Genomic DNA, 15,992 nt, shown 5'->3' on the forward strand with positions numbered 1-15,992 from the left:
ACTCGTAAAATAAAGCAAAACAGTATAAAACAAAAATAAACAAACAAAAAAATAAAGAATAAAGTACAGAGTAGTCATGGATGAAATCAAGAAATGTTCAAGGGCGAAATATAGTTTGGGATGAAGGGCTGGTGAAAAGCGGTGAGTGTGCTGGCGTATGATTTGGGTGCTGGAAGCGGGAGAGCACTGCTGGGTCATCTGAATGATCGGGGAATGGAAACGTTGGAGATCCATCGGTTCAAGAATGAGCCGGTAAAAGCGGGGGAGCGGCTGCACTGGGATATATTGAGGCTGCACCATGAATTGCTGGAAGGGCTAAATCTTGTTAAACAAAAGGGAGAGCAGCCTGAAAGTCTGGGGATTGATTCCTGGGCAGTTGATTTTGGACTGCTTGGGAGTCATGGTGAATTGTTGGGCAATCCATATCATTATCGTGATGCACAGTTTAACGGCATGATGGATCAGGTGCGCAAGGAATTGACCTCTCAGCGAATTTTCGAACGCACAGGCATCCAGTTTCTTAGCTTTAACACATTGTATCAGTTGGCAACGCTTAAGCGAAGTGGCTCCCCACTGCTTAACGAAGCGGAGCGATTCCTTATGATCCCCGATCTGCTTCGTTACTTTCTAACCGGTGAAGCGGTGAATGAGTTTACCAACGCCACCACAACGCAGCTGTACAATCCGACTACAGGGCATTGGGACGGTGAACTACTTGCACATATCGGCATTTCGGAGACGCTGTTTGGAGAAGCAGTCATGCCAGGTACTCGAGTGGGACAATTGCGCAGCAGCATTTGCAGTGATCTTGGCCTATCTGCCATTCCGGTTATTGCGGTTGCAGAGCATGACACAGGATCAGCAGTCGTAGCTGTTCCTGCAACAGAGCGTTCATTTGCCTACCTAAGCTGTGGAACCTGGTCACTAATGGGCACGGAGATTGATCACCCCGCCATCAGTTCCGAGAGTTTGGCGCTCAATTTTACGAATGAGGGCGGGGCAGGAGGCACGTTCCGTTTGCTTAAGAACATCATGGGCCTGTGGATTTTGCAGGAATGCATGCGTGAATGGGAACGGAAGGGACAGGGAATCAGCTATGCGGAGTTACTAAGCAGGGCGGAACTTGCTCCTGCATTTTCAAGCTTGTTTGATCCCGATGATGACCGGTTTATGCCAGCAGGGGATATGACCTCTCGCATACAACAATATTGCCGTGCTACAGGGCAGGCTGAGCCGCAAGACCAGGGAGCCATTGCCCGTTCCATTCTGGAGAGTCTTGCACTGAAGTATCGGCGAGTGCTGGAATGGACAGAACAACTGTCCAGACAGTCTTTTAGTGGATTGCACATGGTCGGTGGTGGCATTCAGAATCGTCTGTTATGTCAGTGGACTGCCAATTCCATTGGCAAACCGGTATGGGCAGGGCCGGCAGAAGGTAGTGCGATCGGGAACATGGCTGTACAGTGGATGGCAAGTGGAGCCTTTAAGGATATATGGGAAGCGCGCAGGGTCATTCGTGATTCATTCCCAGTTACCGATTATGAACCAAAGGACAGACCGATCTGGGAAGAGGCCTATGGTAGATTCCTAAAGTTGACGGCTTCGCCCAAATCACAAGCCGGAAGCGAGGTGTAACATGCTGGCAGCAGAGCGCTATGACCGGATTGTGGAGATGGTTAATGTTAAGGGCAGTATGCGTGTATCCGAACTTAGTGAGCACTGCCGGGTAACAGAAGAGACGATTCGGCGTGATCTGGACCGGCTGGAGCAAGCCGGGCGACTGCGCCGTTCTCATGGTGGCGCTGTCAGCGTGAAGGAAGAGCAGCCGGAGATCCCTTACCGGGTAAGGGAGACAACACATGCAGAGGAAAAGAAAAGAATTGCCTTATCGGCTCTATCCATGATTCGGCCGGGGGATCGAATTTTACTGGATGCCAGCACGACAGCAGGGTATATGGCGGCCAATATGCCGGATATGCCATTGACTGTATTGACCAACTCCATACAGGTAGCCACTGAACTGAGCAGCAGGGACAAGATTGAGGTCATCTCAACTGGAGGGCAGCTGGCCCAACGATCTCTGTCTTTTGTTGGACCGCTCGCCGAACGTTCTCTGGAGACATATCATGTCGATAAATTGTTCCTGTCTTGTAAAGGTGTGCATCTGGAAGGCGGCGGAATCAGTGAATCCAATGAGCTTCAGGCACGCTTGAAGCAGAAAATGGTCGGTATATCCGACCAGGTCATTTTGCTTGCAGATACGAGCAAGTTTGGGGTTCGTGCATTTGCCCGGGTAACCGGGTTAAGTGCCGTTCATGCGGTGATCACGGATCAGTCGCTTAATGATGATTTGATAGAACGTCTGAACAGATATGATATCTCAATCACAAGGGTATAAAACATTACGGTATTCGACACTTATATGCGTTATAACAACAATTCTTCAGTTATAGGAGCGTGTAATCATGAAAGTCTCCTTATTCATTACCTGCCTCAGCGATGCCATATATCCCCGTGTGGGGGAGGCGATGGTGAGATTGCTCGCTGCTCATGGCGTTCGGTTGGAATTCCCGCCCGTGCAGACCTGCTGCGGTCAGCCTTCCTACAACAGCGGGTATTGGGATGAGACACGGGTAGCAGCCAAAACGATTCTGGAAGCCTTTGATGACAGCGATTTTGTCGTCTGTCCCTCGGGCTCCTGTACGTACATGATTCATCATTATCCCGAGCTGTTTGTCGATGAACCTGTATGGCTGGAGAAGGCTAAACGTTTGGAAGCCAAAGCCTACGAATTCACTCAGTTTCTCGTTCAGGTGCTTGGCATCACGGATTTGGGTGCACATTTTCCGCATAAGGTTACATACCATCCCTCGTGTCATGGCAGCCGTTTGTTAGGCGTAAAGGATGAGCCTATGGCATTACTTTCGGCAGTAAAAGGTTTGGAATTTGTTCCCCTTCCTTACGGAGAGGACTGCTGCGGATTTGGGGGTACCTTTGCCATCAAAATGCCGGATATATCTGGGGCCATGGTCACAGAAAAGGTAGATCATATCAAAGAGACGGAAGCTGAAGTATTAGTAGGACTGGATATGGCCTGTCTAATGAATATCGCAGGTAACCTGCGGTATCGGAACGAACCAGTGCGTGTGATGCATTTGGCTGAACTGCTGTATGAGGGGGTGCAAACAGGATGAGTCAACCCGGTGTAATGGATGTTACCGTCAAAGAACGTGCAGAACTGGCTTTGAATGATGACTTCCTGCGGAAAGCCGTCAAGTTTACAACAGAGCGATTGCGTAATGGCAAGAAGTCCGCATCCGAAGAACATGGCAACTGGGAAGAATGGCGCGAACGTGGACGTCAGATTCGTCTGCATACGATCGCACATCTGGATTATTACCTGAACGAATTCGTCAATAATGCACGTGCCAATGGGGTTCATATTCATTTTGCCGATACTTCGGTAGAGGCAGCGGCGATTGCGCTTGATATTGCGGCTCACAAGCAGGCTTCCACCGTGGTGAAATCCAAGTCAATGGTGTCCGAAGAAGTACATCTCAACCATGTATTGGAATCCGCAGGCATTGAAGCGATAGAGACCGATCTGGGCGAATACATCATTCAATTAGCGGGTGAAGCTCCATCTCATATTGTCATTCCGGCTATTCACAAGAACCGTTACCAGATTGCGGACCTGTTATCCAAGGAAGCGGGAGAAATTCTGGAACCGGATACCACCGTACTTGCCGGATTTGTACGCAAAAAGCTGCGTGAGAAGTTTCTTGAAGCCGATATTGGCATGACTGGTTGCAATTTTGCGATTGCGGAGACCGGTTCCATGGTTCTATTTGAAAATGAAGGCAATGCCCGTATGGTATCCACCGTGCCAAAAACACAGATTACCTTAATGGGCATGGAGCGTATCATTCCATCCTGGACAGATCTCGAGGTGATGGCAACCCTGCTGCCACGCTCCGCGACGGGTCAAAAATTGACGATGTATATGTCCGGCATCACCGGCCCTCGTCGAACAGAAGACGGGGACGGGCCAGATGAAATGCACATTATTATCGTGGATAATGGACGTTCACTTCAGTTGGGTGATCCCGAATTTCAGGAGCTTTTGAACTGTATTCGCTGCGGTGCATGTCTGAACGCTTGTCCAGTGTATCGTCATATCGGTGGGCATGCCTATGGTGGAACCTACAGTGGACCAATCGGAGCGGTACTTACACCAGCATTGAATGGCAATATTGATGAATGGAACGACATTGCGGGTGCTTCGAGTCTGTGCGGAGCCTGTTATGAAGCCTGTCCGGTCAAAATTCCGCTGCATGATATGCTCGTATATTTACGCAGACGCAAGGTGGAAGAGGGCCATGGCAATAAGCTTGAGAGCGCTGGCATGAAAGGTTTTGCAGCGGTTGTATCCAATTCTAAACGATTCGGAGCGGCTATACGTCTCGGACAGATTGGTCAGAAAGCGGTTGTACGGAATAACGGAATTTCACTTAAACTTGGGCCCCTCAAAGGCTGGAACAGCTACCGGGTTGCACCAAGCCTTGCGAAGCGTTCCTTCCGGCAGCAATGGAACAAGTTGGATCAGGAGCTGAATCAGGAGAAGAAAGAGATGGATTCTTCTGTTCGGGACCGAATGGAACAGATTCTTCGTGAACGTGAGGGGGGCGGTGGCCAACATGAACACTGAACATCAGGAATGGCTGGAGCAGTTGGAGAAGAAGTCCCGTGCGAAGCAGGAACACTTTATGAATGACATCGCCTCCAAATTGAGAAGACCACGGCAGACACATGCTCCAACCCATCCTTTTCGAGGTGCACCCGCATTCTGGACGGATTTGCAGTGGGACATAGATAAGCGTATACAAGCATTCACCGATAATTTTGTGAATGTAGGTGCTCATATTGCGAGGGTAAGAGACATTGGCGAAGCTTCGGCCTTTATTGCTAATAAATCTCATGAATTAAGTGCGAAATATATCATACGTCAGAATGAACAGACGCTGACGGATCTTGGATTGGAAGAGCAACTTCCCGATGTGCAGATTTCTGTATGGAACAGCCAAGCAGAGGAGAACTGGAAGGCACGGGCAGCCGAGGCAGATATCGGTGTAGTGATGGCGGATTATGCCACTGCATATACGGGTTCCGTCACGGTGCTTTCTTCGCCAGAAAAGGGACGCTCAGTGAGTCTATTGCCCACCGTACTCATCATTATTATTCCTATTGAGCGGCTCTACACCAGACTTGGTGAAACGCTTGATCGCTTCGATGAAGCCGGAAGAGAGAATCTTCCAGCAGGCATTCATTTTATTTCCGGTCCTAGTCGTTCTTCTGATATTGAAAATGATTTGACGATTGGGGTACATGGACCGGGGATTGTATATGGTCTTATTATGGGGTAACACCATTTCGAAATGCATAACCTCACGAATGACTGTCCAAAAGCAGCTTTTTGTCTGCAAAGGGCAGTTTTTTCTATGTCTAGTTTGTCCATTATGAAAAAGATAATGAGCCATATAATCATACGGCAGCAGACAAGATGTTTTATAGGTGGAAACTATTAATATTATAATTATTATATATTTAACCTATCAAGTGAAGCGGCGTATAATCCATTTCAAGAGAGGGTTCATGTGAGAACCAACCCAGGAGGCGTTATGAATGAGTATATTTTCTTATCAGGTTCCATTTATGGATGGACACACGGGCGATTTATCTGTTTTTGAGGGGAAAGTACTGCTTATTGTGAATACAGCCAGCAAGTGCAGTTACTCTCGACAATTTACGGAGCTTCAGCACTTGTATGAGCAGTATCGTGATCAGGGACTGGAGATCCTGACGTTTCCTTGTGATCAGTTTAATCACAAGGAACCAGGCAGTAATGATGAGATAGCTCAGTATTGCAGGAATCATTTTCATATATCCTTTCCGATTTTTGAGAAGATCGAGGTTACCGGACCATTCATGCATCCTTTGTTTCGCTATCTGGTCGAAACGGTCCCATTTGAGGGTTATGATATGGAATGGGAAGAAGGTCGGTGGATGGATCAATTCCTCAAGGAGAAACATCCCGAATTATACCGGGGAGACGGGATCAAATGGAATTTCACCAAGTTTCTGATTGATCGAACCGGGGAAGTGAGTGGCCGCTATGAGACTACGGTTGCACCGATAGAGATAGAGTCTACGATTCGGGATTTGCTGAAACAGGCCTAGTTTGAGTTTGAGTGGACTGTGTATCTTCAAAATACTAGTGTTCGTTTCAGAGCAAAATATTCTCTATATTGATGGACCAAAGGGGAATTTTACTCATGCCAATTCGGATGGATACCCATTGGTCCTACGACTTTGAGACTGTTGAAGATTAGGACTGGAAATGTTAGGGTAAAAGAAAGATAACGAAGGAGCCCATTTTTTTTACTCTAAATTGACCAATATACCATTTTGGTCAATTGGTTCCGGTGTGATTTTCAGGTTATCTGGATGAAATATGAAAATTTGCAGAAAATGTAGTCATGTCTGTTGATCTGAGTCGTAATTGAATGCAGGTATTATTTTTTAGTCGAACGTATTACTTGGAAGAGGAGTGAGTATGATGGCGCAAATTTCAGTTCCCCAACCCAAAACTTTTGGACCTTTAGGAAACTTACCACAGTTAAATACCGATGAGCCTGTACAATCACTGGTGAAACTCGCTGAAGAGTATGGCCCCATTTTTCGAATGGATTATCCTGGGCGAAGTGAATTATATATTTCAGGTCATAAACTGGTAGCTGAGGTCACCGACGAATCCAAATTCGATAAACGTGTATGGGCACCGCTCGAGAAGGTACGTGCATTTGCCGGAGATGGCCTGTTTACGAGTTGGACTCAAGAACCGAATTGGAAAAAAGCTCACAATGTGTTGCTGCCCAGCTTCAGCCAGCGTGCGATGCAGGGATATCACAACAAAATGATTGACCTCGCTGTACAGCTCGTTCAGAAGTGGTCCAGATTAAACCCGGATGAGACAGTTAACGTACCTGATGATATGACTCGTCTCACCCTGGATACGATTGGATTGTGTGGATTCAACTACCGATTTAACAGCTTTTACCGGGAAGAACCGCATCCCTTCATTACCAGCATGGTTCGGGCGTTGGACGAATCGATGAGTTCGTTACAGCGTTTGCGTCTGCAAGACAAGCTGATGATCACCAAAAAGAAACAGTTTGAGCAGGATATCCGTTCGATGTACTCACTAGTCGATCATATTATTGCGGAGCGTAAGGAGCAGCCCCAGGAAGGGGCGGACGATCTGTTGTCCCACATGCTTAGTGGCAAGGATCCGGAAACCGGGGAAACGCTGGACGATGAAAATATCCGTTACCAGATCATCACCTTCCTGATTGCTGGACATGAGACGACGAGTGGTTTGTTGTCCTTTGCCATCTATTATTTAATGAAAAATCCGGATACACTCGCCAAGGCTCAAGCTGAAGCAGATCAGATTCTGAAAGATCCGGTTCCAACATACAATCAGGTCCGCAATCTGAAATATGTTCGCATGGTTCTGAACGAGGCGTTGCGGTTATGGCCTACGGCTCCGGCGTTCTCCTTATACGCGAAGAAAGACCTTGTTCTGGATGGGAAATATCCTTTGCAAGAAGGGGATAGTGTCAGTGTGCTTATTCCCAAGCTGCACCGGGACCGTGATGCATGGGGCGATGACGTCGAGGCATTCCGTCCGGAACGTTTCGAAGATCCGAGCAAGGTGCCACATGACGCCTATAAACCGTTTGGTAATGGTCAGCGGGCCTGTATTGGCCAGCAGTTCGCCCTTCAGGAAGCAACACTTGTGCTGGGTATGGTCCTGAAGCATTTTGAATTCATCGATCATGCGGACTATCAGTTAAAAGTGAAAGAAACGTTGACGCTCAAGCCCGATAACTTCACGATCCGTGTTCGTGCACGCGGGGGTCAACCGGTGATGGCTGTGCCGGGTGTTGCGGTGGAGGAACCGACTCCGGTTGCTAAACGACAAGAGCCGGATACAGCAAATGCCCATCACACCCCGATGCTCGTCCTGTATGGATCCAATCTCGGGACTGCGGAAGGCATTGCGCGTGAAATCGCAGATACCGCAAGATATCAGGGCTTCCGCAGCGAGGTGGCTACCCTGGATGATCGTGTAGGTAAACTTCCGAAGGAAGGCGTCGTCATCATTGTGAGTGCATCCTACAATGGTCAGCCACCAAGCAATGCCAAGGATTTCGTCGAATGGATTGAACATGCGGATGCAGGGGAATTCCAAGGTGTACGATTCTCTGTTCTCGGATGTGGGGATCACAACTGGGCCAGTACGTACCAGCGTATCCCGCGTTTGATTGATGAGCAGTTATCTTCCAAAGGAGCAGAACGGTTATCACCCATCGGAGAAAGTGATGCCAGCGGGGACTTTGAGAAACAGGTTGGAGACTGGACCGAGCAACTATGGCCGGATCTGGCACGAACTCTGGGCCTCAAGTTGAACACAAGCTCAGGTAGTGAGCGCAGTTCCTTGTCAGTACAGTTTGTCAGTGGACTGGCGGTAACGCCGCTCGCGGATACGTATGATGCACATGTTGCTGAAATGCTTGAGAATCGGGAACTTCATGATGCGGGCAGTGAACGAAGCACACGTCATTTGGAGATCAAACTGCCTGAAGGTGCAACGTACAAGGAAGGCGATCACCTGGGCATTTTACCGCAGAACCCGTCTGAGCTCGTAGAACGAGTATTGAAACGATATGGATTCACAGGTACGGAACATTTGGTTCTGGATGCCTCTGGTCGCAGTGCCGCTCATCTGCCATTGCACCAACCGGTTAATCTGGTCGATCTTCTTAGTCACAGTGTGGAACTTCAGGAAGCGGCAACTCGAGCCCAACTGCGTGAACTCGCGGCGTACACGGTATGCCCACCGCATAAGAAGGAGCTCGAAGCGCTTCTTGATGAGTCTGTATACATGGAAGAGGTACGCAAGAAACGTATATCCATGCTGGATTATTTGTTGAAATATGAAGCATGTGAGCTGCCTTTCGAACGGTTTTTGGAACTGCTTCCTTCCCTCAAAGCCCGATATTATTCGATCTCCAGCTCTCCACGAGTGCAGCCTGAGCAGGCCAGCATAACCGTCAGCGTAGTGCGTGCTCCAGCTTGGAGTGGTCAGGGAGAATATAAAGGTATAGCGTCCAACTATCTGGCAAACCTGAAGTCTGGTGAAGAGGTTGTCATGTTCATACGGACGCCTGAGTCCGGGTTCAAACTGCCCGAAAATGCAGAGGCTCCGATCATTATGGTTGGTCCGGGAACAGGTGTGGCTCCATTCCGTGGTTTCCTGCAGGCAAGACGTGTAATGAAAGAACAGGGTCAGCAGGTCGGCGAGGCCCATCTGTATTTTGGATGTCGCAACCCTGAACATGATTATTTGTATAAAAATGAACTCGAAACGGCCGAGCAAGAGGGTCTTGTCCAGCTTCATACCGCATTCTCCCGTGTGGACGGGGAAGAGAAATGTTACGTACAGCATCTAATGAGAGATGATGCCCAAAAATTGATTCCTCTGCTTGAACAGGGTGGACATCTGTATGTTTGCGGCGATGGCAGCAAGATGGCACCTGATGTTGAAGCTACCCTCAAGAAAGCGTACGCTGATGTCAGCGGTAACTCCCCGGAGCAAGCCGATGCGTGGTTAGAACGTTTGCAGCAGGAAGGTCGTTATGCCAAGGATGTGTGGACAGGTATCTGAGTGATACGTTCCTGATTTGAATAATTGATAGGCATCTGCGCGGTGAGACACAGAAGGGTTCTGTGCTCACCGCTTTTTGCTATGGCACAATATCCGAGCAGACCAATGCACCTATGAGTTATACTAGGGAAGAGAACTATGCATATTATGACATGGGATAGATCCAAAGTATGGATCGTTCCTCTAATCATCAAGATTGCAGGCACAGACAGATATGAATTCAGCCATGTCTGGTCTCGTTATTTCTTCTTTTTAGTTGTTGGACGATAGATCGATTCGACTTGGGTTATCGGAAAGAGAATACGTGAGGAGAATTTACCTTTTCCCTGCAGTTCAATGTAATCTAGTCCAACTCCAACAAGTCGAATATTGTTAAATGCATTTCCGGATGGGAATACCGTACGGATGCCTACCCGTATGCCTCGCCGTGCTCGTGGTACATCAAATACACGAATGGAAAACAAGCTGAGTGGAATAAATAACTGCCGATTGACTTTGATGAAATTGCGCGGAAATACTTTTCTAATGATTCCAGGTTCCAGACCGGACAATGGAGCATTCAGTTCTGCCAGATGTCCCTGGAACTCGGCCAGACGCTGCTGAAGTGTTTTTCCTGTATGAAATTGGTGCCAATTCATAAGCAATCCTCCGTTCGCCATTTATACCTACTATATGAATGGGCGAGGGCAAGAGGTGAGCGAAATGGCGCCCATGTTACTCATGATAAGGTACAACTTAAGATATAGGGAGTGATTCAAATGAACGTGGAAATGTATAAAGACCTCATTCGCGATGAACGTGGCAACTATTATATCGCGGTACAGATGGAAGGTAATGAACTTACGCTCGTCAACGCATTTGTTGAAGCATCGTTTACACCGGAACTGATCTATAATGAAGAATTTCGGAATAAACATAAAGAGATGGAAGGCGGTTTTGTAGGCAAAATCGCAATGGACCTTCTCCGGCATGATGTGGTCATGGGTTTGAAACAAATGGACAGAAAGCTGCTGGAGCTGTCGGAAGTTGAACAGAAGTACACGGTGAACTATATTGATACGATTGAGTTCTATCGCCACCCTGCGTGGGAGCGGAAAGCATAAGCGAAAAACTCATATTCGTGGATAGTCCATTAGGATAGTAAATCGTAAAAGCGCAAGTACAGGGGAGTTATCCCTGCCGCTTGCGCTTTTCATGCTGCCACTATTCATTCGGAATGGCCTTGTTAATGTTCCTGTAGAGAGCACACTACTTACTTCATCGCACTAGCGATAGGAAGGATAGATGATGCCGATATCCCGTTCTGTTTTCAAGCTTCCCTCTATATACCGCTGGAGTTCATTTCCTTTGATTCGAAACGGAATGGATTTTCCTCGATAGGTCAGTTCACCCTTAATTGTGCGCACGCTCATTCCGATGACACCTTCCAACTGTCCACTCCGATCCGTAATTAATCGAATTCCTGCTGGTCCTTCCATAAGAACCTTACCATCCTGATATACCGTTACCCGTTCTGTCGTGTTCACCAATTCAAAATGCAGGCCATTCATCGTGCGGCTGTACGCCGTATGACCAGCAACTTCTTCGCCATGATCCATGTCGATGGGGAGAAGGCCAGTAAACCACAGTTGGTCCGATCCAATCGGCATAATGCCGCATAACCGTTCCACATAATCAAGCAGGCAAAGAATGGAGGGGGAATAGGTTTCAGTAAAACCCTCCTCCCCGGTCCATGGGCTTAAAGCCTGCGCAAAGCGCATTGCTTTGGAGAGGGACGACAAGATGGGTTGCAGCACCCAGGTCAATTCCACATAGCGATGGTGATATTCAAAAGCATGCGGTGCACGGATCAGACTCAGGAAGTTGGATGCTCCACCCCAGCTGTTATAAGAGGAGAACGGATCGAATCGTGGATCATCCATCGACATGGAGGTGAACGGGTATTTGGCAAAAAACTTGCTTGTGTTCAGCAAATACCGGCGCAGCATGTTATCAAACAATTCACGGTCGCCCACCTCGCAGGCCATCACGCGCAGCAGCACATCGGACTGTACTTTGACCAATTCGTCATTGCGATCCCGGTCGTAGAAGAACATATCCTCTTCGTCATAACAGTAGCGGAAGAGACTTTCGTTACTGGCTCCAGCTTTCGCTATCCACTCACTACCTGACTCCCCAAGTTCCTCAGCCATTCGGGATAAATACATGCGCTGGCAATATATATTGGCGGTTAAGTCTGGTGCCAACAAGGGCAGGACTGGAGAGTCCGGATGGTAGGACGCTGCATCATTCATATATGGTGTATCCGGGACATGCCAGAACCGGGGGGACAGATCATGCCCGGTGTCAAAGGTGCTGAATGCCTCCACACAGCCGGTCCCTCGGGTATTGCGATACGTTGCAATCCATTCGTCGTATTGTACCATGGCCTTGTACATGGACTTCAGGAAGGAACGGTTCTTTCCATGAAGCTGGTAGTGGTTCCATACGCTTCGTGCCAAGGGTGTAACGAGCTGAATCTGGCGAAAGGATGGGCCATTCTCCGTTAGCTTATAAGGCAGCAATCCATCTTCTCTTTGGTGTCGGGCAAAAGCAAGATATGTCGTTTCCGATACGGAAGGAATCAGACGTGACAGCAGCTCCGCATTAATGGTGCCTGTACTCTCCAGCCAGCAGCCCAGATAGATGCCACCTTCCTGAAGAATGGGTTCACTGCCGTTCAGGGGCACAATGCAAGTCAGTAACTTCTCCAATGCGGAATAATAAGTCGCTTCCAGTCGTCCGCCGGATGCCGCGAACCGAACACCCGACGCCTGCCATTCCTGTATTAACTTTTGATCTTCCGGTTTACCTGGCTGCACATGATCGTGGATCGAGATCTGCCGCAGCTTGTTCAGCAGGGCTTCTGTCATGTCGACCTCCTTGTAGCTAGCGGTTATTTATTGGTTGGATTCAAAGATTCGCACGGTGCCATTATAGAAGTCCGTCACAGCTTGCTCCACACTTTTTCGGCCAAAGCCGATTTCCTGGTTGGTTGTCTGGGCCAGCTTGGAGAATTCAGCGAATCCCGGAGGATTATAGCTCACGTCAAAAGGCTCCGTTTTCGTAGCTTCAGATACAAAGCTGGTGTAATTATATACGATCTCTTCAACAGGTCCCGCTTCTTGCTGAAGCAGATTGCGGTTGGCTTCCGTAACGGGCACACCGCGGTCGTTGCCGAGAATTTGGGCTGCGTCCGGATCATTAATCCAGAAATCCATCAGGATCGCGACTTCTTTTGCATGTTTGGTATTCGCATAACCGGATAACCCCTGACTGGATTCAAATACAACCCCAGTTCCCTTTGGCCCCCTGGGTACAGGCAAAAGAATGAACTTATCTTCCGTGAGGCTCTGGAAAGCAGCCAGTTGATTCGAAGGAAGCAGGCTCATAGCGGCCTTGCCCGTAATAAGCAAGGATTTACTCGTATCATCCGGTGGATTGGAAACCTGCAATTCAGGCGTGACCACACCTCCGGAATTGGAAGCCTGCTCCCAGTAAGTGAACCATTCCAAAATGTCTTCTTTTGCAAATCCGAGCGTGCCGTTCTTCATATCATATAGCTGTTTGCCACGTTGTTTCAAAAATATGTCCATACCGTCAACCGTGAAATTATAGGTTCCATAATAGCCCTTGCCGAGCTTGTCGGACAGTTCTTTGCTGATTGCAGCATAATCTTCCCAAGTCCAATCCGAAGCTGGCAGAGGGATTCCCGCTTGATCGAACAGCGCCTGATTAACGACAATGCCCCGTGCATTCGCACCCGCGGAAATATGCTGCAGCTTTCCATCAAGACGCCCATACTCAACCATAGTGGCATCCATGCCATCCAGATTCAGTTCACTACCGACATAAGGGTCCAGGTCCAAAAGCACATCCTTCTTGGCATAGTCAACCACATTACCTCCAAGGAAGAAAATATCCGGTGCTGTGCCTGATGCCAACTGTGTATTCAACTTGTCGAAATATCCGGAGGAAGGCGCAAACTCACCTACAATTTTAATATTCGGATGTTTCTCCTGAAAAACCTTCAGGGCTTCATTCGTAATATCTGCCCGTTTTTGGTCGCCCCACCACATCATGCGCAGTTCGACTTGCCCGCTTTCAGCGGTCTTCGTTCCTGTCTGCTCATCAGCGCCGGTATGATCCGTTCCAGAGCAGGCAGTTACCAATAACAGGAGTGAAGCTATCACAGTAATCATTAATCGTTTGAACATGAGAAATCCCCCTGACGATGGATAATGAAAAACATAATATCTGTTGTACACTTATTGCGTCTGGACAGGTGTTTTCGTAATCACTTCAGCCCGGTCGTTGCAATTCCCTCTAGAAAATAACGCTGAAATACAAGAAAGATAATGGTCACAGGCAGCAGAGACAGAGTGGACATGGCGAGCAGTGCGCCCCAATCCGATTGTCCCGATGGATCGAACAACGACCGAATCCCAAGCTGTACGGTAAACAAATCAATTTTGCTCAAGTAGATCATCTGGCTAAAGAAGTCATCCCAGCTCCAGATAAAGGTGAAGATCGCTGTTGTGATCAGGGCAGGAACGAGAAGAGGCACCACGATTCTGAAAAAAATCTGCGATTGCCCGCAACCGTCAATGGTTGCGCTCTCGTCCAGCTCCCGTGGGATACCACGGATGAATTGAACCATGAGCAGAATGAAGAAGGAATCCTGTGCCAGCCACTTGGGCAGAATGAGCGGGAAATACGTATTAATCCAATGCAGCTCGTTATACAGAATGTACTGAGGTACCAGGGTTACATGGTAAGGAAGCATGATGGTGACCAGCATTATGCTGAACCATAGGCCTTTGAACTTGAACTTCAACCTGGAAAAGGCGTAGGCTGCAAGGGAGCAGGAAATCACATTTCCCAACACACTCAGGACTGAGATCAGCGTCGAGTTGCCGAAGAAACGGCTAAACGATACACCTTGCAATCCTTTCCAGCCATTCACAAAATGATCGAGGGTGAAGCTGGTTGGAATCAGGCTGCTACTCGTGAAGATGAGATGATTCGGTTTAAATGAACTGAGAATTAACCATAGTACCGGATACAGCATCAACAGACCGAAGAGGATAATGGCGGCATGCCTCCCGGTTTGAACCAAACGTCGCTTTAATGACATGTGCACTATCTCCCTTCCTGATTGTCGCCGTAGAACACCCAGAATTTCGAGGTGAGAAAGACGATTGCGGTGAATACCCCGATAATGACCAGCATGATCCACGCCAGAGCGGAAGCATAACCCATATCAAAGAACGAGAAGCCTTTCAGGTACAGGTACAAGGTATAGAACATTGTGGCGTCGAGCGGACCTCCGCGTCCATCCCCGATCACATAAGCGGGTGTAAAGGCTTGAAACGAATTGATCATGCTCATGATCAGGTTGAAAAAAATAACAGGAGAGAGCATCGGGAGTGTGATGCCGAAGAATTGGCGCACCTTTCCGGCACCGTCGACGTCCGAAGCTTCATATAAATCGGCTGGAATTTGCTTTAGGCCAGCCAGGAAGATAACCATGGCCGAACCAAATTGCCATACAGAGAGCGTGACGATCGTGTAGACCACATAATCGGGATGGGCAATCCAGGCGGGTCCGGTGATTCCGAACCAGCTCAGAAACTGGTTGACCAAACCACTTCCCTCGAAAATCTGACGCCAGACGATCGCAATAGCGACGCTGCCTCCCAATAGGGAAGGGATGTAATACACGGTCCGGTATAAGCCAAGGCCCCGAATCCCTTTGTTCAGCGCCATCGCTATAAGTAGGGCGAAGGCAAGCCTTAACGGAACGGATAGAAATACATAATAAAACGTTAGTCCCAAAGATCTGCGAAAGGTATCGTCTTCGGTAAAAATCTGGACATAGTTGCTGAGCCCCGTCCACGTTGGTGATGATAACAAATTGAATTTCGTCAAGGACAGGTAGAGCGATGCAACCATCGGTCCGAGTGTCAGACAGAAAAGTCCGATGAGCCAGGGCAGCAGAAACAAATAGGCTGTCATATTCTGCTGGCCGTATAACGGCTTGGACAGCTTTCTCATCATAGGCCTCCCTTCAGGATTGGATGTGAATTCGTGATCACCGCAATATTGAATCCGCTTACAATATTTGCGGCGATTCTCTTGGTAAAGTCATCATACCGGGGAA

13 protein-coding genes are annotated in these 15,992 nt (G+C 48.3%); 8 read left to right on the top strand and 5 right to left on the bottom strand.

Going from position 1 to position 15,992, the window contains the following annotated elements; genetic code table 11:
- The first annotated feature begins 141 nt into the window (after positions 1-141).
- From RS891_RS12490 to RS891_RS12520, 7 genes are all read left to right on the top strand, one after another.
- Positions 142-1,635, top strand: coding sequence for a rhamnulokinase (locus tag RS891_RS12490; RefSeq protein ID WP_113052464.1), 1,494 nt, complete (start codon positions 142-144; stop codon positions 1,633-1,635).
- 1 nt (position 1,636) lies between these two features.
- Entirely contained in the window at positions 1,637-2,398 is a 762-nt protein-coding gene (locus tag RS891_RS12495) for a DeoR/GlpR family DNA-binding transcription regulator (protein ID WP_315795434.1), read from the top strand.
- Positions 2,399-2,465: 67 nt separating this feature from the next.
- Complete coding sequence (locus RS891_RS12500; protein ID WP_113052462.1) at positions 2,466-3,194, top strand: (Fe-S)-binding protein; 729 nt, start codon at positions 2,466-2,468, stop codon at positions 3,192-3,194.
- Positions 3,191-4,708: a LutB/LldF family L-lactate oxidation iron-sulfur protein gene (locus tag RS891_RS12505; protein WP_163753305.1), complete on the top strand. Its 1,518-nt coding sequence runs from the start codon at positions 3,191-3,193 to the stop codon at positions 4,706-4,708. Before RS891_RS12500 ends, RS891_RS12505 begins: the two co-directional genes overlap by 4 nt.
- Complete coding sequence (locus RS891_RS12510) at positions 4,698-5,423, top strand: LutC/YkgG family protein (RefSeq protein ID WP_315795435.1); 726 nt, start codon at positions 4,698-4,700, stop codon at positions 5,421-5,423. The genes RS891_RS12505 and RS891_RS12510 overlap by 11 nt, the downstream gene beginning before the upstream one ends.
- Positions 5,424-5,682: 259 nt before the next feature.
- A complete protein-coding gene (locus RS891_RS12515; protein ID WP_315795436.1) occupies positions 5,683-6,237 on the top strand; it encodes a glutathione peroxidase in 555 nt (184 codons plus the stop codon).
- Positions 6,238-6,616: 379 nt separating this feature from the next.
- Positions 6,617-9,790: a bifunctional cytochrome P450/NADPH--P450 reductase gene (locus RS891_RS12520; RefSeq protein ID WP_315796289.1), complete on the top strand. Its 3,174-nt coding sequence runs from the start codon at positions 6,617-6,619 to the stop codon at positions 9,788-9,790.
- Positions 9,791-10,029: 239 nt separating this feature from the next.
- Here the strand turns inward: RS891_RS12520 and RS891_RS12525 are convergent, their stop codons facing one another.
- A complete protein-coding gene (locus tag RS891_RS12525) occupies positions 10,030-10,428 on the bottom strand; it encodes a hypothetical protein (protein ID WP_113052457.1) in 399 nt (132 codons plus the stop codon).
- Positions 10,429-10,548: 120 nt separating this feature from the next.
- On the opposite strand from RS891_RS12525, the gene RS891_RS12530 reads away from it, so the two are divergent.
- Entirely contained in the window at positions 10,549-10,893 is a 345-nt protein-coding gene (locus RS891_RS12530) for a hypothetical protein (protein ID WP_113052456.1), read from the top strand.
- A gap of 162 nt (positions 10,894-11,055) precedes the next feature.
- Here RS891_RS12530 and RS891_RS12535 read toward each other — a convergent pair whose 3' ends face one another.
- From RS891_RS12535 to RS891_RS12550, 4 genes are all read right to left on the bottom strand, one after another.
- Entirely contained in the window at positions 11,056-12,702 is a 1,647-nt protein-coding gene (locus RS891_RS12535) for an MGH1-like glycoside hydrolase domain-containing protein (RefSeq protein ID WP_315795437.1), read from the bottom strand.
- Positions 12,703-12,729: 27 nt separating this feature from the next.
- A complete protein-coding gene (locus RS891_RS12540) occupies positions 12,730-14,046 on the bottom strand; it encodes an ABC transporter substrate-binding protein (RefSeq protein ID WP_113052454.1) in 1,317 nt (438 codons plus the stop codon).
- 80 nt (positions 14,047-14,126) lie between these two features.
- On the bottom strand, positions 14,127-14,966 hold the full coding sequence (locus tag RS891_RS12545; protein ID WP_315795438.1) for a carbohydrate ABC transporter permease: 840 nt from the start codon (positions 14,964-14,966) through the stop codon (positions 14,127-14,129).
- Positions 14,967-14,971: 5 nt separating this feature from the next.
- On the bottom strand, positions 14,972-15,886 hold the full coding sequence (locus RS891_RS12550) for a carbohydrate ABC transporter permease (RefSeq protein WP_315796290.1): 915 nt from the start codon (positions 15,884-15,886) through the stop codon (positions 14,972-14,974).
- Between the last annotated feature and the right edge of the window lie 106 nt (positions 15,887-15,992).

It is taken from the genome of Paenibacillus sp. BIC5C1 (genome assembly GCF_032399705.1).
GTDB classification, from domain to species: domain Bacteria; phylum Bacillota; class Bacilli; order Paenibacillales; family Paenibacillaceae; genus Paenibacillus; species Paenibacillus taichungensis_A.